This window comes from Oscillochloris sp. ZM17-4, assembly GCF_019599295.1.
In the GTDB taxonomy this organism is placed as follows: Bacteria; Chloroflexota; Chloroflexia; order Chloroflexales; family Chloroflexaceae; genus Oscillochloris.
On the sequence record NZ_JAIEWN010000047.1, the window covers coordinates 27,615 to 46,824 of the forward strand.

Annotated in this window: 19 protein-coding genes; 8 read left to right on the forward strand and 11 right to left on the reverse strand. The window is 69.0% G+C overall.

What is annotated here, in order from left to right; translation table 11 throughout:
• Positions 1-239: DUF1949 domain-containing protein (locus tag K2Z83_RS23360; protein ID WP_220597585.1), on the forward strand; the 239-nt coding region annotated here is incomplete at its 5' end.
• A gap of 30 nt (positions 240-269) precedes the next feature.
• Here the strand turns inward: K2Z83_RS23360 and K2Z83_RS23365 are convergent.
• The 3 genes from K2Z83_RS23365 to K2Z83_RS23375 all read right to left on the reverse strand — a co-directional run bounded on the left by K2Z83_RS23365 (position 270) and on the right by K2Z83_RS23375 (position 2,864).
• Positions 270-1,283 carry an NAD(P)-dependent alcohol dehydrogenase gene (locus tag K2Z83_RS23365; protein ID WP_220597586.1) on the reverse strand — a complete coding sequence of 338 codons (1,014 nt, stop codon included), beginning with the start codon at positions 1,281-1,283 and terminating at the stop codon, positions 270-272.
• Between the two features lie 21 nt (positions 1,284-1,304).
• Positions 1,305-2,207 (reverse strand): metallophosphoesterase, encoded by a 903-nt coding sequence (locus tag K2Z83_RS23370; RefSeq protein ID WP_220597587.1) that lies wholly within the window; start codon positions 2,205-2,207, stop codon positions 1,305-1,307.
• A 90-nt stretch (positions 2,208-2,297) separates the two neighbouring features.
• The gene (locus K2Z83_RS23375) at positions 2,298-2,864 is read right to left on the reverse strand and encodes a DinB family protein (RefSeq protein WP_220597588.1); all 567 of its coding nucleotides are present in this window, start codon (positions 2,862-2,864) and stop codon (positions 2,298-2,300) included.
• Between the two features lie 125 nt (positions 2,865-2,989).
• Between K2Z83_RS23375 and K2Z83_RS23380 the strand changes: the two genes are divergently transcribed.
• The 6 genes from K2Z83_RS23380 to K2Z83_RS23405 all read left to right on the forward strand — a co-directional run bounded on the left by K2Z83_RS23380 (position 2,990) and on the right by K2Z83_RS23405 (position 10,190).
• Positions 2,990-4,069: a hypothetical protein gene (locus tag K2Z83_RS23380; RefSeq protein ID WP_220597589.1), complete on the forward strand. Its 1,080-nt coding sequence runs from the start codon at positions 2,990-2,992 to the stop codon at positions 4,067-4,069.
• A gap of 89 nt (positions 4,070-4,158) precedes the next feature.
• Positions 4,159-5,148: a hypothetical protein gene (locus K2Z83_RS23385; RefSeq protein ID WP_220597590.1), complete on the forward strand. Its 990-nt coding sequence runs from the start codon at positions 4,159-4,161 to the stop codon at positions 5,146-5,148.
• A gap of 78 nt (positions 5,149-5,226) precedes the next feature.
• Positions 5,227-6,579, forward strand: a complete 1,353-nt coding sequence (locus K2Z83_RS23390; RefSeq protein ID WP_220597591.1) for an adenylosuccinate synthetase — start codon at positions 5,227-5,229, stop codon at positions 6,577-6,579.
• 65 nt (positions 6,580-6,644) lie between these two features.
• Positions 6,645-7,412: a response regulator transcription factor gene (locus tag K2Z83_RS23395; protein WP_220597592.1), complete on the forward strand. Its 768-nt coding sequence runs from the start codon at positions 6,645-6,647 to the stop codon at positions 7,410-7,412.
• A gap of 100 nt (positions 7,413-7,512) precedes the next feature.
• Positions 7,513-8,838 carry an acyl-CoA dehydrogenase family protein gene (locus tag K2Z83_RS23400; protein ID WP_220597593.1) on the forward strand — a complete coding sequence of 442 codons (1,326 nt, stop codon included), beginning with the start codon at positions 7,513-7,515 and terminating at the stop codon, positions 8,836-8,838.
• A 92-nt stretch (positions 8,839-8,930) separates the two neighbouring features.
• Positions 8,931-10,190, forward strand: a complete 1,260-nt coding sequence (locus K2Z83_RS23405; protein WP_220597594.1) for a caspase family protein — start codon at positions 8,931-8,933, stop codon at positions 10,188-10,190.
• A gap of 13 nt (positions 10,191-10,203) precedes the next feature.
• On the opposite strand, the gene lysA is transcribed toward K2Z83_RS23405, so the two are convergent.
• The 7 genes from lysA to gcvPB all read right to left on the reverse strand — a co-directional run bounded on the left by lysA (position 10,204) and on the right by gcvPB (position 17,533).
• Positions 10,204-11,517 carry a diaminopimelate decarboxylase gene (gene lysA, locus K2Z83_RS23410; RefSeq protein ID WP_220597595.1) on the reverse strand — a complete coding sequence of 438 codons (1,314 nt, stop codon included), beginning with the start codon at positions 11,515-11,517 and terminating at the stop codon, positions 10,204-10,206.
• 47 nt (positions 11,518-11,564) lie between these two features.
• Positions 11,565-12,200, reverse strand: a complete 636-nt coding sequence (locus tag K2Z83_RS23415; RefSeq protein WP_220597596.1) for an HDIG domain-containing metalloprotein — start codon at positions 12,198-12,200, stop codon at positions 11,565-11,567.
• A gap of 15 nt (positions 12,201-12,215) precedes the next feature.
• Positions 12,216-12,929: a lysophospholipid acyltransferase family protein gene (locus K2Z83_RS23420; RefSeq protein ID WP_220597597.1), complete on the reverse strand. Its 714-nt coding sequence runs from the start codon at positions 12,927-12,929 to the stop codon at positions 12,216-12,218.
• Between the two features lie 94 nt (positions 12,930-13,023).
• A complete protein-coding gene (locus K2Z83_RS23425) occupies positions 13,024-13,788 on the reverse strand; it encodes a creatininase family protein (protein ID WP_220597598.1) in 765 nt (254 codons plus the stop codon).
• Positions 13,789-13,807: 19 nt separating this feature from the next.
• Positions 13,808-14,518 (reverse strand): NAD(P)-dependent oxidoreductase, encoded by a 711-nt coding sequence (locus tag K2Z83_RS23430; RefSeq protein ID WP_220597599.1) that lies wholly within the window; start codon positions 14,516-14,518, stop codon positions 13,808-13,810.
• 43 nt (positions 14,519-14,561) lie between these two features.
• Complete coding sequence (locus K2Z83_RS23435) at positions 14,562-15,830, reverse strand: mandelate racemase/muconate lactonizing enzyme family protein (RefSeq protein WP_220597600.1); 1,269 nt, start codon at positions 15,828-15,830, stop codon at positions 14,562-14,564.
• 227 nt (positions 15,831-16,057) lie between these two features.
• Entirely contained in the window at positions 16,058-17,533 is a 1,476-nt protein-coding gene (gene gcvPB / locus K2Z83_RS23440; protein ID WP_220597601.1) for an aminomethyl-transferring glycine dehydrogenase subunit GcvPB, read from the reverse strand.
• 94 nt (positions 17,534-17,627) lie between these two features.
• Here gcvPB and K2Z83_RS23445 point away from each other — a divergent pair, with 94 nt between their 5' ends.
• Positions 17,628-18,581 carry a hypothetical protein gene (locus K2Z83_RS23445; protein ID WP_220597602.1) on the forward strand — a complete coding sequence of 318 codons (954 nt, stop codon included), beginning with the start codon at positions 17,628-17,630 and terminating at the stop codon, positions 18,579-18,581.
• 89 nt (positions 18,582-18,670) lie between these two features.
• Here K2Z83_RS23445 and K2Z83_RS23450 read toward each other — a convergent pair.
• Positions 18,671-19,210: phosphotransferase (locus K2Z83_RS23450; protein WP_220597603.1), on the reverse strand; the 540-nt coding region annotated here is incomplete at its 5' end.

Below are 19,210 nucleotides of genomic sequence, written 5' to 3' on the forward strand. Positions count from 1 at the left end.
TGCTTGAGGTGCTGCCGCGCGGCGAGCACGTGGAGCTGCGCAGCATGCTTGTGCGGATGAGCTACAGCGACTACGCGGCCATCCGGCGCGCGCTGGAGTCCCACGGCGCCGCCATCGACGACGAGGAGTTCGCCGCCGACGTGTGTATCGCCACCTCCCTGCCCGCCGCCGACCACGCCCGCTGCGTGGCCGACCTGGCCGAGATCAGCGCCGGGCGGGCGCAGGTCGAGCTGCTGTAGGGACGCAGCGCGCTGCGTCCCTACAGTGGTTCAAAAGCCAATGCACACCTTGCCAAAGTGGGCTCCGCTCGTCAGGTGGGCGAACGCCTGCGGCAGCTCCTCGAAGGCGAAGACCCGATCCACCACCGGGCGCAGCTGGTGCTGCCCGATCGCGCGGGCCATAGCCTCAAAGCCGTCGCGGCTGCCCACGGTGATCCCCTGCAGCCGCACCTGGCGCGTCACCACCAGCCCCAGGCGCGCGTCCATCGACGAGCCCGAGAGCACCCCGATCATGCTGATCGTCCCGCCCGGCCGGATGGCCCGCAGCGACTGGGGCAGCGTCGCCTGGCCGCCCACCTCGACGATATGGTCGACCCCGTCCCCCCCAGCGATCTCGCGCACGCTGCGGCCCCACTCGGGCGTCTCGCGGTAGCTCAGGGTCGCGTCGGCGCCCAGGGCGCGGGCGCGCTCCAGCTTCTCGCCGCTGCTGGAGGTGACGATGGCGAAGGCCCCGATCAGCTTGGCGAACTGCAGGGCGAACAGCGAGACCCCGCCGGTGCCCTGGATGAGCACGCGCTCGCCGGGCTGGACGCGGCCCTCCGTCACTAGGGCGCTCCACGCGGTTAGGGCGGCGCAGGGCAGCGTGGCCGCCTCGGCGTCGCTCAGGTGATCCGGCACGTGGGCGAGCCCCTCGGCGTCCACGGCCATATACTCGGCCATCACTCCGTCGAGCGGGCCGCCCAGCGAGGAGGCCAGCCGGTCGGCGTTCGGCGGGCCGCCCGCCCAGCGCTGGAAGAAGGTCGGGCAGACCCGCTCGCCCACCTTCACGCGGGAGACGCCCGGGCCGAGGGCGACCACCTCGCCCACCCCGTCGGAGAGCGGGATCAGCGGGAGCGTGCCGGTCTGCGCGCCATAGCCGCGCTGGAGCACGACCATGTCGCGGTAGTTGAGCGCGGCGGCGCGCATGCGCAGCAGGGCCTGGCCCGGCCCCGGCACGGGCGTCGGCCGCTCGGCGATCATCAGGTGGTCGGCGGACCAGCCGCCATCGAGCTGGAAGACCTTCATTGGTGTTTCTCCTGTACACCCCTACGACATACCGATAATCTCTATCGTCCGTCGCCAGAGGTCGGCGGGGAGGTCGCGGCGCATGGCGGCCTCCAGGTCGGCGCGGGCGATCAGGTCGCGCTCGCCGGCCCAGCAGGGGTAGGCCAGCCGGCGCAGCACATCCCGCACCGTGTCGGCGTCCGCGCGCCCCAGGCCGCCGGGCCGGAAGAGGTTCGCCACGCCCGGCGCCAGCGGGGCCATGTCGGCGGCCAGGATCGAGGCCTGCACCTGGGCGATCGCCGCGCGGAAGCCGGCCTCCAGGTCGACGGGCGGCGCGAAGGTCGTGCGCGGGTCGGCCAGGTCGATATGCTCCACGCACACCGCCCCGTCGGCGCGGATGGTCAGGCGGGCCACCGAGGCGATCAGCGCGCGGGCGAAGTGGGTGCCGGGCGCGACCGCGCCGGGGTTGATCAGCAGCACCCCGCCCCAGGGCACCGTCATCGGCACGTGCGTGTGGCCGAAGACGACGATCTGCGCGCCGGCGCGGCGGGCCATCGCGGCGCGGCGGTCTAGCTTGGGCACCCACGAGTCATCCTGGCGCGAGGCCAGCTCGTCGGCGCGGTCGGGGTAGTGGGCGTGGGTGAGCAGCAGGCGCAGCCCGCCCGCGCTGATAATCTGCTGGTAGGGCAGCTCGCGCTGCGACTCGAGCGTGTCATCGTTGCCGTGGACGGCGATCACCGGGGCGAGCGCGCTCAGGGCGTCGATGACGCGCAGCTCGCCCACGTCGCCGGCGTGCAGGATCAGGTCCACGTCACCGAGGGCCACGCCGATCGCCTCGGGCAGATCCGGCAGGCGGTCGGGCATATGGGTATCGGCGATCAGCCCGATCCGAGCGACCACACGGTCCGGCGGCGGGGGCGTGTCGAGCAGGGTGATGGTAGCCATCAGCGCACCTCCATATTCAGCAGCACGGTTGATGGCCCTACGGTAGCACAGCGCCGCATCCCTGAGGATGATGCCGCCCTCGCAGACAGCTCACGCGCCCCTGATCGGCGCCAGACAGCGGATGATCTGCTCCTGATGATCGACATCGTGCAGGCCGCTGTTGATCGCCACGTCGAGCAGGGTCGCCGGCCCCTGCTCGGGGTGCGTGCCGGCCAGCAGCCACTGCCCATCGGAGAGCGGCTCCAGCATGGCGATGAAGGCGGCGCGCTGGGCCTTGTATGAGGCCAGGGCGGCGCGCAGATCCTGGGCGACATAGTTGCCCCGCGCGATCAGCTCCTCGTTTGGCGTCACCTGGAAGGTCGGGCTCGGGTGATCCAGCAGGTCGCGGGCGCGTTGGGCGAAGATCGCCTCCACATCGCGCATGTGGCAGACGATGTAGAGCACGCTCCATCCGTCGCCGCCGTCGCTCAGGCTCATCGCCTGCTCCTGGGTCACGCCGGCGAGCAGGGCCTCCAGGATGGCCGGCCCCTTGCGCAGCGTGCGCAGGGCCTTGGCCGGGTTTACCAGCTGTCGCATAGCTTGCTCCATTGCAGATTGCAGATTGCAGATTGCAGATTGCAGATTGCAGATTGCAGATTGCAAATGATGGCTCGACACCAACCCCCAACCCCCAACCCCCAGTATACCCTAGTTGCTCAATATTCCCTCTTGACTTATTGTCATTCATGCACTATACTTAGTGTTATATTGATACTATATACCCACGGAAGGACGACACGGCGATGGCAGGCATCCTCAACGACCTCATCCAGCTGCTGCTGCGGGCCAGCGAGCCCGAGGATGTCTTCGGCGCCCTGGGCGCCGACCCCGCGGAGGGGCTGCGCCGGCAGTACCGGGCCATGGCCGTCGCCGCCCACCCCGACCACAACCCAGGCCAGTGGGCCGCCGCCAACGAGGCCTTCCGCCAGCTCCAGGGCTGGTACGAGGCGGCCCTGCGCAAGCTGGCCGACGGGGCCTACGGCCAGATCGAGCGCATCCGAGTCTCCAGCGGCGGCCGCACCTACGTGGGCTACGCCGACCCGATCGCCGGCGACCTGTGCGACCTCTACCCGGCCCGCTGCGCCGGCGAGCCGGCCCTGCTGAAGGTGGCGCGCAGCCCGCACAGCGCCGACCTGCTCCAGGCCGAGGCGCGCTCCCTGCGTCGGATCGACAGGGAGCTGGCCGGCCAGCCGGTGCGCGCCCACTTCCCGACCTTCGTCGAGGCCTTCACCATGCGCGACGCAGCCGGCGGCCAGCGCCAGATCAACGTGCTGCGGCATGAGGAAGGCACCTACTCGCTGGCCGAGGTGCTGCGGGCCTACCCGCGCGGCCTGCACCCCGCCGACGCCGCCTGGATGTTCAACCGCACCCTGGCCGCCCTCGGCACCGCCCACGGTATGGGAATCGTCCACGGCGCGGTGCTGCCCGCGCACCTGCTGATCCGCCCGTCCGACCACAACGGCATCCTGATCGACTGGTGCTACAGCGTGCCCATCGGCGAGCCGATCAAGGCGATCTGCCGGCCCCACGCCGCCGACTACCCGCCGGAGGTCGCGGACAAGCAGGCGGCCACGCCTGCCACCGACCTCTTTATGGCCGCCCGCCTCATGGCGCGCCTGCTCGGCGGCGGCGACGGCGAGCCGCCAGCCAGCGCGCCCAGGCCCATCCAGGCCCTCCTGCGCGCCTGCCTCATCCCGTCGCCCGCCCGCCGCCACAGCGACGCCTGGCAGATCCTGGAGGATTTCCGCGAGATCCTCGGCGAGCTCTACGGCCCGCCGGCCTTCCGCCCCTTCCGCATGCCCTCGTCCGCCCCCGGCCAATGATCGTACGGGCGCAGCAGCGCGCCCCACTGTGTTCAGAGAATCCAAGTCATACGTGGCGCGCTGCTGCGCCCCAACAGGAGAACCACACCATGGGCCACTCAGACTGGAGCGACGCCGCCTACCAGGCGCGCCAGAGCCACCGCAAGGCGACCAAGACCACCGCCTTCACCTACGACAGCCACGTCCGCAGCACCGGCGCCGTTAAGGTCCACGCGCAGATGGACCCTCGCGGCGTGACCCGCGAGAGCCGCGACAGCGACGTCCACCCCGACTCGCTGGCCATCGCCGTGATCTTCGACGTGACCGGCTCGATGGGCAGCGTGCCACGGGTCATGCAGACCAAGCTAGGCGCGCTGATGCGCGTGCTCATCCAGCGCGGCTATGTGGCCCACCCGCAGGTGCTCTTCGGCGCCGTCGGCGACGCCACCTGCGACCGGGTGCCGCTCCAGATCGGCCAGTTCGAGTCCGGCCTGGAGATGGACGAGGACCTGGGCAAGATCTACATTGAGGGCGGCGGCGGCGGCCAGGTCTACGAGAGCTACGAGCTGGCCATGTACTTCATGGCCCGCCACACCAGCATCGACTGCTACGAGAAGCGCGGCCACAAGGGCTACCTGTTCACCATCGGCGACGAGAAGCCCTACGCCAAGGTCGGCCGCAAGATCGCCCAGGAGTATATCGGCGACGGGCTGGAGCGCGATATGCCGCTGACGCAGGTGATCGCCGAGCTGCATGAGCGCTACGAGCACTTCCACATCGTGCCCACCAACACCAGCCACGGTCGCGACCCGGCCATCCAGGCCCACTGGCGCGAGCTGCTCGGCGAGCGGGTGCTCATGCTCGACGACGAGGCCGCCGTCTGCGAGACGATCGCCCTCACCATCGGCATCTGCGAGGGCACCGTGGACGACCTGAACGTCGGCGCGGTGGACCTGGTGGCCGCCGGGTGCGACCGGGGCGCGGCGGCCACGGCGGCCGCCGCCCTGACGCCCTACGCCGCCGCTCGCCCGCCGGTTGTGCGGTCGGCGATCGGCCTCCTGCCGCCCGCCGCGTCGGCCGGGGATGACGGGCGGCTATGATCCGCATCGCCCGCGCCGCCCTACGCGACACCCACATCGCCCGCGTCGCCCGCGTCGCGCATAACCATACGGAGGCATATGAACCACGCATTTCTCACCGTTGATCTGGGCTTCGGCGACGCCGGCAAGGGCTCGGTGGTCGATTTCCTGACGCGAGCGTATGACGCCCACACCGTAGTGCGCTACAACGGCGGCGCCCAGGCCGGCCACCGCGTGGTGACGCCCGGCCCATCGCCGCAGGAGCACGTCTTCGCCCAGTTTGGCGCAGGCACCCTGGCCGGTGCGGGCACCCACCTCTCGCGCCACATGATCCTCGATCCGCTGGCCATGCTCGCCGAGGAGGAGCACCTGCGGGCCATCGGCGTGGCCGACGCCTTCGCCACAACCACCATCGACGCCGCAGCGCTCGTGATCACCCCCTTTGGGCGGGCGATCAACCGCCTGCGCGAGCTGTCCAGGGGCGATGGGCGCCACGGCAGCTGCGGGATCGGCGTCGGCGAGACGGTGGCCGACTCGCTGGCCCGCCCGGATCTGGCCCTGCGCGCCGGCGACCTGACCGACCAGAAGCGGCTCTACGCTAAGCTGGCCGCCCTGCGCGATCTAAACATGGCCAAGCTGGCCGCCCTGCGCCCCCATCTGCCCGCGAGCGATCATGCCGCCGTCGAGCTGGAGCTGCTGACCGACCCAGAGTGGGCCGGCTGGCTGCTCGACGCCTACGCCGAGTTTGCCGCCAGGGCCAGGCTTGTCCCCGGCGATCATCTGCGCGCCATCCTGAGCCGGCCGGGGGCCGTGGTCTTCGAGGGCGCCCAGGGCGTCCTGCTCGATGAGTGGCGCGGCTTCCACCCGCACACCACATGGAGCACCACCACGCTCCAGAACGCCGACGCCCTACTGGCCGAGGCCAGCTACGGCGGAGCTGTCACCAGGCTCGGCATCACCCGCGCCTACGCCACCCGCCACGGCGCCGGCCCGATGCCCAGCGAGGACGCCGCCCTCACCGCCGCCCTGCCCGACGCCCGCAACGGCGCGCACGCCTGGCAGCAGGGCTTCCGCGCCGGCTGGCTCGATATGCTGCTGCTGCGCTACGCCCTGGATGTCGTCGGCCCGCTCGATGGGCTCGCCGTCACCTGCCTCGACCGGGTCGCCGCGCTGCCCGAGATTCCGATCTGCCGGGGCTACCAGATCGGCCCGCTCGTGATCGAGCGGATCATCCCCGCGCCCAGCCCGCAGGATCTCGCCTACCAGGAGCGGATCACCGCCGCCCTCGCTGGCTGTCGCCCGCTGCTGAATCCCCTCGGCGGGCCAGATGACCTGCTGCGTGTCTTGAGCGCCGATCTCGGCCTGCCTATCATGATCACCTCGTACGGGCCGGGAGCCGATGCCAAGAAGCTACAACCGAGTTGTATTCCGGCAACAAACTATTGCACGTAGTAAGTTCGGCTGATATTCTATAACCTATCTATTGTACTGGTCAGATTTGCCATGCAAGGATAGCTATGAATCAGCAGCGCATTCTGGTCGTTGATGATGATAAAATTATCAGGATGGCACTCCAGGTACAGCTTCAGAAAGCCGGATACACTGTTCTCATAGTTGGGAGTGGTGAGGAGGCAATTGATCTGCTCACGCGGGAGCGATTTGACCTTCTGATCACTGAGTTGTGCCTGCCCAGCATCAATGGCCTTCAGCTCATGGCGAGGGCAAGAGAGATCGATAATCAGATCTCTGTGATCATCGTGACTGGCGAGGGCAGCATGGCCTCGGCGATTGCCGCAGTTAACCAGCAGGCGAATCGCTACCTGCTCAAGCCCGTCTCGCGTGATGATATGGTGCGGAATGTCGCGGAGGTCTTGGCCCAGCGACAGAAGATAGCCGAGCGAGCCCAGCCCTACCATCACGGCTACCACCCCAAGCGGGCCGAGGAGCACATCCTCCAGATCTGCCCCCTGCGGATTGACCCCCGCCGCCACCGCGTGACCTATAACGGGCAGGCGATCCTGCTCACCAGCGGCGATTTCTCGCTGCTACTCTACCTCGCCCACCGGCGCGGCATTGTCGTCTCTTCCCAAGAGATCGCCCGCGAGGTGTTGCGCTACACCTGCTCTGAGCAAGAGGCCCGCGATCTGACGCGGGGCCGCATCCACCATCTGCGACAGAAACTAGAGAGCCCATCAGGCGCGCGCCGGCTGATCCACAGCGTGCGCGGCGTCGGCTACCGCATCGTCGATGAGGGAGAGTGCGAAGATGAGTATCTGTCTCATTGACAAGCGTTTCTCCGCCGTGCTATAACATAAGTATAACGCAATGCGTTATGCCGCCGATAACACTGGCGTTGTCGGCCAACGAGCGGAACGGAGGAACGCGATGGCCCCCGTCACTATGCCTTTTGCCGGCATCAGCCGGCTCTTTCAGCAGGTCCACCTCCCGCAGATGCTGCGCTCCCTCAGCGGGGTCAGCCCTCAGGATCTCGGCCTCGCCCTCAAGCGGATCGCCCTCAAGCGCCGGCCCAAAGGCATCCCGCCGGTCAATAGCGACTTCTATGACATCCGCGACCTGCTCAGCGCCGACGAGCGGGCGACCCTGACCACCATCCGCAGCTACATGGAGGAGCGGGTGCGCCCGGTGATCGGCGACTACTGGGAGCGCGGCGAGTTCCCCCACGAGCTTGTGCCCAGCTTCGCCCACCTGATCAAGGAGACCTGGGGCCGCCAGCCCTACGCGATCGACAACCTCGGGCCGGTGCTTGCGGGCATGGCCTTCATGGAGTTGGCCCGGGTTGACCCGTCGATCTACACGTTCTTCGGGGTTCACTGGGGCCTGGCGATGGGCTCGATCGCGATGTTCGGCTCTGCCGAGCAGAGGGCCCAGTGGCTGCCGAAGATGGAGCGATTCGAGCTGCTCGGCTCCTGGTCGCTCACTGAGCCGGATGTCGGCTCGGCCACCGCCGCCGGGCTGACCACCACCGCCCGCCGCGAGGGCGACAGCTGGGTGCTGAACGGGGCCAAGAAGTGGAGCGGCAACGCGCCCTTCGCCGACCTGAACGTGGTCTGGGCGCGCGACCTGGGCGACAACCAGGTGAAGGGCTTCCTGGTGGAGCGCGGCACGCCGGGCTACGTCGTCGAGAAGCTGGAGGGCAAGATCGCCCTGCGCGTCGTGCAGAACGCCAACATCACCCTGACAAACTGCCGGGTGCCCGAGGCCAACCGGCTCCAGAACGCCGGCAGCTTCCGCGACGTGGCCCGCCAGCTGGGCCTGGCCCGCGGCGCGGTGGCCTGGGCGATGACCGGCACGGCCATGGGCGCCTACGAGCACGCACTAACATACGCCAACCACCGCATCCAGTTCGGCCAGCCGATCGCCGGATTCCAGCTCGTGCAGAGCAGCCTGGTCCAGATGCTCGGCAACATCACCGCCATGCAGACGCTCTGCCTGCGCATGAGCCAGCTCCACGCCCGCGACGGCAAGATCTCCCAGGAGCGGGCATCGCTGGCCAAGGCATTCTGCGGCGAGAAGATGCGCGAGACGGTGGCTCTGGCCCGCAACGTCCTGGGCGGCAACGGCATCCTGCTGGAGTACAACGTGGCCCGCTTCTTCGCCGACGCCGAGGCGCTCTACTCCTACGAGGGCACCCACGAGATGAACACGCTGATCGTCGGCCGCGCGATCACCGGGATCGGGGCGTTCCTGTAGGGGTTGGGGGTTGGGGGTTGGGGGTTGGGAGTTGGGGCGCGGCGACGTATAATGTCGCCGCGCCCTGTTTTTTATAGCTGGGAGGGACAGCGATGGGATCGTTTGCGCACGGGTACGGGCTGGTGATCGGCGTGGGCGAGTACAGCGACCCGCAGTGGAATGTGCCGATCGCCGAGCGCGACGCGCGCGATCTGCACGCGGCGCTGACCGATCCCGCTGTGGGGGGCTACCCGACCACACAGGTGGAGCTGCTGTGCGGGGTGGGGGCCAGCGGCGCGGCCACGATCCAGGCGCTCGGTCGGCTGGCGGCGCGCTCCGGCCCCGAGGACACGGTCTTCATCGCCATCACCAGCCACGGCGCGCTGAACGAGCGTGACCTCTACACCCTGGCCACCAGCGACGCGCAATTCATCGACGGCAAGCTGATCCGCGTCGGCACCGGGCTCAACATCCGCGATCTGGCCAACGCCCTGAGGCAGATCCGCGCCGAGCGGCTGCTTCTGGTGATCAACGCCTGCTTCGCCGGCTACACCAGCGCCCTGGCCAGCCGGGGCGGCCTGCGCGAGGAGCCCGCTGGAACGGTGATACCCAACAGCGGGGGGGACGCGCTGCTTACCAGCGGCAAGGGCCGCGCCCTGATCACCGCCAGCCGATCCGACCAGCGCTCCTACTTCCATCCCGACGAGCCCCACAGCGCATTCGGCCAGGCGCTGATCGACGGCCTGCGCGGCGTGGGGGTCAGCCCGCGCAGCGGCTACATCGGCCTCTTCGAGCTGTATGGCCGGATCTACGCACAGGTGAGCAAGCTCTCGGCGAGCCGGGGCGACCGACAGGATCCGGTGCTCAGCCTCATCGATGGGGTCGGCCCCTTCCCCGTGGCCCTGCACAGCGGCGCAGACGGCGGCGAGGAGAGCCAGATCCAGCAGGAGCCACCTGCCGCGACAGCGGTACGGACGATCCAGATCCAGGTTGCCGACAACCGCAAGGTGATCGACTTCGGCAGCGCCCAGATCGGCAGCGTGACCTTCCGAGGCGATGTGGCACAGGGCGACATTATCAAGACCTATCACGGTGGCCAGCCGGATGATGATGGTGGCGATGCGCAGCTCGACACGCTCAAGGAGCTGCCGAAGCTCCAGCAGCGGGTGGCGATCGCGCGCAATGTCGATGAGTTTGCCCGAAACACAGCGGCATTTCATCTGAGCCAGGCGACTCTTGCGCTCACCCAGGGCAAAACAGCAATGGCGGTGCAATTTATCGACCAGGCCCTGCCCCTGCTCGACGCCATGAATAACGGCTACATCAACAGCGCGGCCCGCAAGCTGCGCGCCGTGCGCGAGGCGCTCGTGTAACCACCGAGAACGTTTATAGAAAAAGATCCCGCGCCAGCAGGTCGTCCTCGGTCTCACGGCGCTGGATGAGCCGGGCCGCGCCGTCGCCGACGAGGAGCAGGGCCGGGCGGGGGGCCATGTTGTAGGTGCTGGCCATGCTCAGGGTGTAGGCCCCGGCCACCGCCACGGCGATCAGGTCGCCGGGGCCGGCGGGCGGCAGGGGCGCCTGGCGCAGCAGCACATCGCCCGACTCGCAGTAGCGCCCGGCCACGTCCACCGGCGGGCCGGCGGGCGCGTCGGCGCGGCTGGCCAGCAGCGAGGTGTACTGCGCGCCGTAGAGCGCCGGGCGGATATTGTCGGCCATGCCGCCGTCCACGTGCAGGTAGAGCGGCGCGCCGTCGGGGCCGAGCTTGCGCGCCAGCACGCGGTAGAGTGCCACCCCGGCGCGGGCGACGATCGAGCGGCCCGGCTCGACGGTGAGCAGGGGCGGGCGCAGGCCGTGGGCCGCGCAGGCCTCGCGGGTCGCCGCGCCGAGGGCCGCCGCGTAGGCGTCGATGTCGGTGGGTGGCATATCGGCGGTGTAGGGCACGCCCAGGCCGCCGCCGGGGCTCAGCTCCTCCAGCTCGACGCCGAGATCATCGCGCAGGCGGGTCATCTCGCGGGCCAGCACCCCCACCGCCGCGCGGAACTCCTCGGCGCGGGTGAGCTGCGATCCGATGTGGGCGTGCAGGCCGAGCAGGCGCAGGCCAGATGCGTCGAGGGCGCGGGCCGCCGCCGCGCCGAGCGCCTCCAGGGGCAGGCCGAACTTGGAGGCCGCACCGCCGGTGGCGATGTGGGCGTGGGTGTGGGTGTCGATGTTTGGGGCCACCCGTAGCAGCACGCCCTGGGGGCGCTCGCGCCCGTGGGTCAGCGCCGCCAGGCGGTCCAGCTCATCCAGGCTGTCCACCACGATCGCGCCGACGCCCCACTCGACCGCCCGGCGCAGCTCGGCCTCGCCCTTGGCGTTGCCGTGCATATGCACCTGGCCCATGGGCAGGCCGGCCCGGCGGGCGACCAGCAGCTCGGCCCCCGAGACCACATCCAGGCCCAGGCCCTCCTCGGCCACGATCTGGGCCACGGCGGTGTTCAGCAGGGCCTTGCTGGCGTAGTGGACGCGCGCGGGGCCGGGGTAGTGTCGGGCCAGCGCCGCCGTATACGCGCGCATCGCGCCGCGCAGCGTCGCCTCATCGAGCAGGTAGAGCGGCGTGCCGTGCGTCTCGGCCAGCGCCGTCGTGTCGCAGCCGCCGATGTGCAGCCGCCCGCCGATGACCTCGGCCGTGTCCGGCCAGATGTGCGAATCCAGGGACATACGAGCGATCTCCTCTAAGGGCGCAGCAGCGCCGCGCTGCTGCGCCCTTACCCCGCACCCGCGATGCCCAGCCGCTCGGCCGATCCGCGCAGGGCGGCGATCACCTCGGCGATCAGCGCCTCCATGGGCATGCCGATCACCTCGGCGCCGTGGGCGATCCCCGCGCGGTCGACCTTGGCGGCGAAGCCCTTGTCCTTCAGCTTCTTGCGCACCGAGGAGACCTCGACGGTGTGCACACTTTTGTCGGGGCGCACCAGGGCCACGGCGGTCACAAAGCCGCTCAGCTCATCCACCGCGTAGAGCGTGCGCTCCATCGGCGACTCGGGCAGGATGCCGCTGTAGTCGGCGTGGCTGAGGATGGCCCGCAGCACCTCCGTCGACCAGCCCTGCCCGCGCAGGTGGGCCACGCCGACGAAGGGGTGGCCGGGCAGCGGGTCGGGCAGCGGGTCGCCGGAGATCAGCGCCTGCGAGACGGCGACGATCTCCGGCCCCTCGCCGGGCATGTCCGGGTGTCGCTCGTAGTCGAGGTCGTGCAGCAGGCCGACGGCCATCCACAGGTCGGCGTCGGCGTCGGACTTCTGGGCGAAGTGGCCCATGCAGGCGGCCACCGCCTCGCAGTGCTTGCGCAGGCTCTCGGTCCTCACCCACTCGTAGAGCGTCTCGCGGGCGCGCTCGGTGTACATCGTGACTCCTTCTGGTTACTGCTCGCCCGTCTCCTCGGTGCCCTCCTCGGGGGCGTCGGCCGGGGTTGGCCCGGCGACGCTGACAAGCCCCCCGAGATGAAGCACGGCGTCGCGCACCTCGTCGGCGGCCGACTGCCAGGTGGCGCGGTGCTTCGGGTGGGCCTTGACGAGCATCGGCTCGCCGAAGCGCACCGTCACCCGGTAGGGCCGCGGAACCACCTTGCCCTTCGGCATCACCCGCGCCGTCCCGCTGACATAGGTCGGGATCACCGGCGTGCCGGGGAACTCGGCGATCAGGCGGCCGATCCCGCCGCGGAAGGGGCCGATCGAGCCATTTTTGCTGCGCGTGCCCTCGGGGTAGAGCAGCAGGGCGTAGCCCTCGCGCAGGGCGCGCGAGGCGTGGCGGAGCGGGTCCTGGCCGCCGCGACGGTCGCGGGCCACGGGGATGGCGTTGAAGAGGATGCGCGAGAAGAACTGCCACGGCCCGCCCTGGAAGAAGTAGTCCTGGGCGGCGGCGGCCACGAAGCGCCGCCGGGCGTGGCGCGGGAGGGCGGTGAAGATCACGGCGGTGTCGGCGTGGCTGGTGTGGTTGGCCGCGATGATGAAGGAGCCCTCGGTGGGGAGCGTGTCGGCTCCCTCGACTCGCGGGCGCACATAGAGGCGCACGAAGGCCTGGAAGAGGCTGGGCACAAAGCGTGCCGCCACGTGGTGGCTACGGTACAGGCTCATATTTTTGCTCCGCACCCCTCATGGAGAGTTGGGCGCCACGGTGCGCCGCTCGGGTGCCTGCATATTGTACCGCATGGCGCGGCGATGATGTGCGCTATGCGTCAGGCGGGGCGGGCTGGTGGAACTCGCGCAGCGCGCGCGCCACCTCGCGGATGATCGCCGCCAGATAGCGCTGGCCGCGCGGGGCGTCGGCCTGGTCGGGGCTGTCTGTGTAGCCCTCGATCTGCTGCCAGGAGCCGTGCCGCTCGGCGCGGTAGGGCGACCCGCCGCGCGGGTCGCTGTCGGCCTGCCCGTCGCGGTGCGGGCGCGGCTCGCGCACCAGATCTGGCCGCAGCGCCAGCACCAGCGAGGTCTCGAAGGTGCCGGCGTGCCCCGGCAGCCCGGCCGCGATATGCGCGCCCTCGGCGACCAGCGCATCCCATGCGATCGTCCAGTATGGGGCGGCGGCCAGGCTCGCGTCGTGCTTGAGCGCCAGGTCGCGCGCCACAAGCTGGATCAGCTCGTTGTTGCCGCCGTGGCCGTTCAGGATGAAGATCTGCCGAAAGCCGCTGGCGATCAGCGTCTCGGCGAGGTCGATCAGCGCGCGGTAGTAGGTCTCGGTGCCGAGCGACAGCGTGCCGCCGAAGGGCACGTGGTGGTGCGAGCTGCCGAACGGCAGGGTCGGCGCGACCAGCACCGGGATCGTCGCGGCCGCCTCTGCGGCGGCGGCCCGCGCGATGTGCTCGACGATCATGCGGTCGGTGCCGACCGGCAGGTGCGGGCCGTGCTGCTCGGTGGCTCCGACCGGCAGGACGACCAGCGCGCCTGGGGCCAGCGCGCGCAGCTCCGCGCGGTTCAGCTCGTCGAAGAGTAGCTGCATCGTGGGCACCCCTCTCTAGTTACTGAGTCGGCCGCGCCAGCGGCGCCCAGCCCAGCAGCCGCTGGGCCTTGGCCATACGCATAAGCCGCTGCTCGTAGTCGCCGCTGATCATAAAGGCCTGGAACCCGCCGCGATAGTCAAGGGCCGCCAGCAGCGCCCGCGCCACATCGCTGGCGGCGGTGGCGATCGTCGGCGTGCCGAGGCGCGTCTGCGCGGCCCACTCGTCGTCCGCCGTGGGGAAGCACAGCCGCAGGGCGTTGACGCTCATGCCCCAGGCGCGCGTGGCGTTCTGGCAGACCTCCTCGCCCAGCCGCTTGGTGAATCCGTACAGGTCGCTGGCGTCCGGCGTGATCCCCTCGTCCGGGAAGTAGCGCTGGAGCAGGTCGCCCCCGTAGATCGACATGCTGCTGGTGTAGACGGCGTGCCGCGCCCCCGCCCGCTGCGCGGCCTCAAGCGCCAGGTAGACGCCCTTGATGTTGACGTCGAGGTTGGAGGTGATCCCGGAGGTGGTGTCGTAGATCTTCTCGCCCATGGCCATGTAGAGCAGCGCGTCAACCCCCTCGGCTGCGCGCCCCAGCGCGTCGCGGTCGCCGACGCCCCCCTCGACATACTCCCACGATGGGTCGGCCGGCGGGCGCATGTCGAACACGCGCAGCGCGTGCCGCGCGGCAAGGTGCGGTAAGACCAGCCCGCCGACGTAGCCCGACCCGCCGATCACAAGTACTCTCATAGTATTCTCCCTACAGCCGGTGTTGTTTTGGGGGAAACCAGCGCTAGCGCTGATCGCGAACCGGGGCGCGCAGCGCGCGCGCGTAGAGCTCGGCCCACTCCGGCGAGCCATCGTCGGGGTGAACCTCCATCGTGGCGCCGCGCTCCTGGGCCGGCTGGTTGCCGGCCAGGAAGTCGTCCCAGCACTGCGGGCGCATCTGGGTGTAGTGCATCACCCGGCCGCCGGGCCAGACCACCGACATGATCAGGCGCGGCCGGGGGTGCTCGTAGGGCTCCGGCATGCGGTATTTCACCAGCGCCTGCTCGTCGATCTCGACCCCCAGCCCCGGGCCGTCGGGCACCTTCAGGTAGCCGCCCATGATCGTCAGCGGCGCGGCCAGCAGGTCGTCGGCGTAGTTGTTCAGGCAGTTGACGCTCGGCCACTGCGCCAGCGGCAGCGCGGCGCCAAGCTGCGCCGAGAGCGCGGTCGTCAGCCCGGTGCCCACCATCTGGAGCCAGAACGGCTTCTCGAAGGCCTCCGCCAGGGCGCCCTGGCGCAGGATGCTGGCGACGCCGCCGCTCACCACAAAGCCGTCGCAGACCATGTCGCGGGCCACGCTCGGGAAGGGCGGCTCGCCGAAGTGCAGCGCGAGCGGCCGGCTGGTCTTCTGGCGCAGCAGCCGCTGCCCCTCGATGTCGCGCTGCATGATCGGCGACTCGTAGATCGCCACCCGCGGCTGCATGTCCAGCTCGGCCAGCACCGGCGCGGCGTTGCCCTGGTTGATCAGCATCTGGTTCCAGTCGATGTCGAGCCGAAAGTGCGGCGGGGTGACGCGGCTGATCGCCTCGACCTGGTCGTAGATATCGAACCAGGGCCGGGCCTTGATCTTATAGGAGGTGTAGCCGGCCGCCAGCGCCGCCTGGGCCTCGGCGGCGTTGGCCTCGGGCGGCATGTCGATGTTCCACCACGAGATCGGGCACCACTCGCGGACGCGCGGCAGGTTCAGCAGCCGGGAGATCGACACCCCGAGCGCCTTGCCGACCAGGTCGTAGAGCGCCATCTGCAGCCCGGCGCCGAGCGAGTCGTCGCCCAGGAAGTCGGCCGGGTTGCCGCCGCGCACGCGCGCGATCGCCTCGTCGGTCACGCGGCCCCAGGTGTAGTGCAGGATCGTCTCCCCGTAGCCCACCATGTCGGGCGCGTCGGTCGTCACCCTGATCACCTCGGAGATACGCCACTGCCAGACCTCGCGGGCGTTCCACTCCTGGCATCGCGCGGTGAACGGCACGTCCACGACGATCCGCTCCACGTCCCGGATACGTAGGCTTGCTGCCATAGCATGCTCTCTTTCGCTCTGAGGATAGCGGCACGGGGCGGCTTCGCCCCATGCACATCACGCTTAGGGCTGCCACCCTAAAAACCGATGTTATTTTGGCCAACATGGCCAGCGAAGCTGGCCATGTTGGCCAAAATAACAAGAAATCCCAAGGAGCCGGGGGCTTAACGTGATACGCACGGGGCGGCTTTGTCCCGGCGACACGAGCCTCTGCCTACGGCTCACCCCTACTCGGCGCGCACCCGCGCGATCGCCTCGCGGTCGTAGCGCAGGATGGGCTGGCGGGCGGCGCGCACCTCGTCGAGCCGGCGCACCGGCGCCGTCGTCGGCGCCTCGTGGAGCAGCTCGGGCGTCTCCACGGCCTCGCGGGCGATCTGGCGCATCGCATCGATAAACACGTCCAGCGTGCGCTTGCCCTCGGTCTCGGTCGGCTCGATCATCAGCGCCTCGGGCACGATCAGCGGGAAGTAGACCGTCGGCGGGTGGAACCCGTAGTCGATCAGGCGCTTGGCGATGTCCAGGGTGCGGATGTCCTTGGGCGCGCCGGCGATCTGGCCCCTCAGCACCGTCTCGTGCATGCAGATGCGCTCCACCGCCTGCGGGTAGAGGTCCATCAGGCGCACGCGGACATAGTTCGCGTTCAGCACCGCGATCTCGCTCACCTCGCGCAGGCCCTCCGCGCCCAGGGTGCGGATGTAGGTCCAGGCCCGCACGAGCATGCCGAAGTTGCCGTGGAAGGCCTTCATGCGACCGATGCTCTTCTCTGGGGTGAACAGCTCATACCCGCCGCCGTCGGCCAGGCGCACGCGCGGGCCGGGCAGGAAGGGCGCCAGCTCCGCCGTACACCCGACCGCGCCGCTGCCGGGGCCGCCGCCGCCGTGCGGCGTGGTGAAGGTCTTGTGCAGGTTGTAGTGCATGAAGTCGAAGCCGAGCTCGCCGGGCTTGGCGATGCCCAGGATGGCGTTGAAGTTGGCCCCGTCGCCATACATCAGCCCGCCCGCCGCGTGGACGATCTCGCAGATCTCCAGGATCTGGTTCTCGAAGAGGCCCAGGGTGTTCGGGTTGGTCAGCATCATGCCGGCGGTGCGCGGCGAGACCTTGGCCCGCAGGTCGTCCATATCGACGCCGCCGCAGGCGTGCCCCTTCACCTCGACCACCTTGAGCCCGGCCATGGCCGCCGTGGCCGGGTTGGTGCCGTGGGCCGCCGTGGGCACCAGCACCTCCAGCCGGTCGTGGTCGCCCCGGTCCAGGTGATAGGCCCGGAAGGCCAGGATGCCGGTGAACTCGCCCTGGGCGCCGGCCGCCGGCTGCAGGCTCACCGCCGCGAAGCCCGAGATCTCGCCGAGGTAGCCCTGCAGCTCGTACATCAGCCGCAGCGCCCCCTGCGAGTCGGCCGCGTCCTGCAGCGGGTGCGCCGCCGCGAAGCCGGCGTAGCGCGCGACCTCCTCGTGGAGCTTACCGGACCATTTCATTGTGCACGAGCCGAGGGGGTAGAAGGTCGTATCTACGCTAACATTACGCTGGCTGATCCGCGTGTAGTGCCTGATCACCTCGGGCTCGGTCAGCTCGGGGAAGTCGTTCATGCCGTCCTGGCGTAGCAGCCCGGCCGGCAGCTCGCTCTCGGGCACATCCATGCGCGGCAGGTTGGTGCCGTGCTTGCCTGGCGAGGAGAGCTCGTAAATATGCGGCTCGTAGGTATCCATCTGGTGTCACCTTGTCTGATCTAGTAGCACAAATTATCGATTTATGCTATACTGCATACACGGTATCGAAATCCCTTATCGTATGGAGCGTCTTATGCCCGGCCTACCTTGGAGCGAACAGGATGATCAGGATCTTCGACGTCTCTATGTCGATCCGGCTGTCACCCGAGAAGAGCTAGAGCAGCGCTTTCAGCGCAGTTGGATGGCGATCAAGTCGCGGGCAAACTCCTTTGGACTACATCGACGCTCCCCGCGCCCACTTTCCTCGTACGCCTGGACTGAGGCTGAAGAGCAGTTGCTCCGTGAACTCTACCCTGATCTTAATAACTCCCGTGAGGAAATTGCGCGGAAGCTTGGGCGAACTTGGAAAGCTATCCAGCACAAGATCCACGAGCTAGGTATCAGCCACACCCGCGAGCGAAATAACCCCTGTCAAGTCCGGCGCGACTATTTCAAGGTCATTGACAGTGAGGAAAAAGCCTACTGGCTTGGCTTCATCGCTGCCGATGGCTGTGTGTATATCGGGGGAAGGCAGCATACGTTGAGCATTGCGCTCCAGCGACGAGATCGACACTGGCTTGAGCGATTCCGTGACATTATTGCCCCTTGCGCGAAGATCACTGACAATGCTGGGCCGAACTCCTCCGCCCTCTCGATTGGTAGCCAGGAATTGATACACGATCTTATTACCCTTGGTATAACACCTCGCAAAAGTCTAACCCTAGAATGGCCTAGAGTGCCAGAACCTTTTGAGATGCCTTTCTTACTTGGCTACTTCGATGGCGATGGAAGTCTTATGCAACGTCCGGGCCGCAAAGCTGGCCAGTACCAATGGCACCTACTCGGTACCCTATCGTTTCTTACCAGCGCTCGTGATTCATTGCTAGCACATACAGGTATTGAATTGAAACCACCGATCCAGGCAAAAAAGAAAGCTTCGCCGAACCTCTATCTCCTATACGCTGCTGGGCAAACAGCAACTATCGACCACGCCCTGAACGCCTGTGGGCTCGGGCTGCCGCGCAAGCACATCGCGCTAGTTGAATAGGTCTTCAATCTCTCCATAGACAAGCTCTTGGCGGCGCGAGCCGGGCAGGGCGAAGAACTCCTCGGCGGTGAGCAGATGAACCGTAGCGCTCATGACGCATCTCCTTGCCCGACCAGCCCGAGGGCCAGGTCGGCGCGGCCGGCCTCCAGGAAGAGGGCCATGCGGAAGGGCCGCAGGGCGAACTCGCGCAGCTGGTCGTAGCGGCGCTCGGTGGTCTCGTCGTAGGCGTTGCCGTAGCCGACGCGCAGGCTGAAGTAGTCCGCGCCGGCGAAGTGCTCCATGAGGCAGGCGTGGTCCCAGCCGGGGCGCCAGCCCTGGGCGAAGCCCCAGCCGACCAGGCCGGCCACCCGCCAGCCGCGCTCGCGGCGGCGCAGCAGCACCCGCTCGGGCCGCAGGTCGCCGTGGACGAGGCATGCGCCCTGGCCGCTGCCGGCTAGGCTCTCGGCGAGCCACGCGCGCAGCGCCTCGCCCCCCGCCGCGTCGAGCTCGCCGGCGGCGAGGGCCGCCGCGACGCCGCGCTCGACGCGCGTCGCCAGGTAGTCGGCGTCCGCGCCGCGGGCGTCAGAGATCTCGCCGGGCGGCGCGGGGGCGCGCGGGGCCGGCGGCGACGCGGGGCTGAGCGGGCCGTA

Coding starts and splice junctions, on each gene's coding strand:
- K2Z83_RS23400 (WP_220597593.1), top strand. CDS start 7,513: ATGGCCCCCGTCACTATGCCTTTTGCCGGCATCAGCCGGCTCTTTCAG.
- K2Z83_RS23370 (WP_220597587.1), bottom strand. CDS start 2,207: ATGGCTACCATCACCCTGCTCGACACGCCCCCGCCGCCGGACCGTGTG.
- K2Z83_RS23390 (WP_220597591.1), top strand. CDS start 5,227: ATGAACCACGCATTTCTCACCGTTGATCTGGGCTTCGGCGACGCCGGC.
- K2Z83_RS23405 (WP_220597594.1), top strand. CDS start 8,931: ATGGGATCGTTTGCGCACGGGTACGGGCTGGTGATCGGCGTGGGCGAG.
- K2Z83_RS23395 (WP_220597592.1), top strand. CDS start 6,645: ATGAATCAGCAGCGCATTCTGGTCGTTGATGATGATAAAATTATCAGG.
- K2Z83_RS23365 (WP_220597586.1), bottom strand. CDS start 1,283: ATGAAGGTCTTCCAGCTCGATGGCGGCTGGTCCGCCGACCACCTGATG.
- K2Z83_RS23425 (WP_220597598.1), bottom strand. CDS start 13,788: ATGCAGCTACTCTTCGACGAGCTGAACCGCGCGGAGCTGCGCGCGCTG.
- gcvPB (WP_220597601.1), bottom strand. CDS start 17,533: ATGGATACCTACGAGCCGCATATTTACGAGCTCTCCTCGCCAGGCAAG.
- K2Z83_RS23445 (WP_220597602.1), top strand. CDS start 17,628: ATGCCCGGCCTACCTTGGAGCGAACAGGATGATCAGGATCTTCGACGT.
- K2Z83_RS23380 (WP_220597589.1), top strand. CDS start 2,990: ATGGCAGGCATCCTCAACGACCTCATCCAGCTGCTGCTGCGGGCCAGC.
- K2Z83_RS23420 (WP_220597597.1), bottom strand. CDS start 12,929: ATGAGCCTGTACCGTAGCCACCACGTGGCGGCACGCTTTGTGCCCAGC.
- K2Z83_RS23430 (WP_220597599.1), bottom strand. CDS start 14,518: ATGAGAGTACTTGTGATCGGCGGGTCGGGCTACGTCGGCGGGCTGGTC.
- K2Z83_RS23385 (WP_220597590.1), top strand. CDS start 4,159: ATGGGCCACTCAGACTGGAGCGACGCCGCCTACCAGGCGCGCCAGAGC.
- lysA (WP_220597595.1), bottom strand. CDS start 11,517: ATGTCCCTGGATTCGCACATCTGGCCGGACACGGCCGAGGTCATCGGC.
- K2Z83_RS23435 (WP_220597600.1), bottom strand. CDS start 15,830: ATGGCAGCAAGCCTACGTATCCGGGACGTGGAGCGGATCGTCGTGGAC.
- K2Z83_RS23415 (WP_220597596.1), bottom strand. CDS start 12,200: ATGTACACCGAGCGCGCCCGCGAGACGCTCTACGAGTGGGTGAGGACC.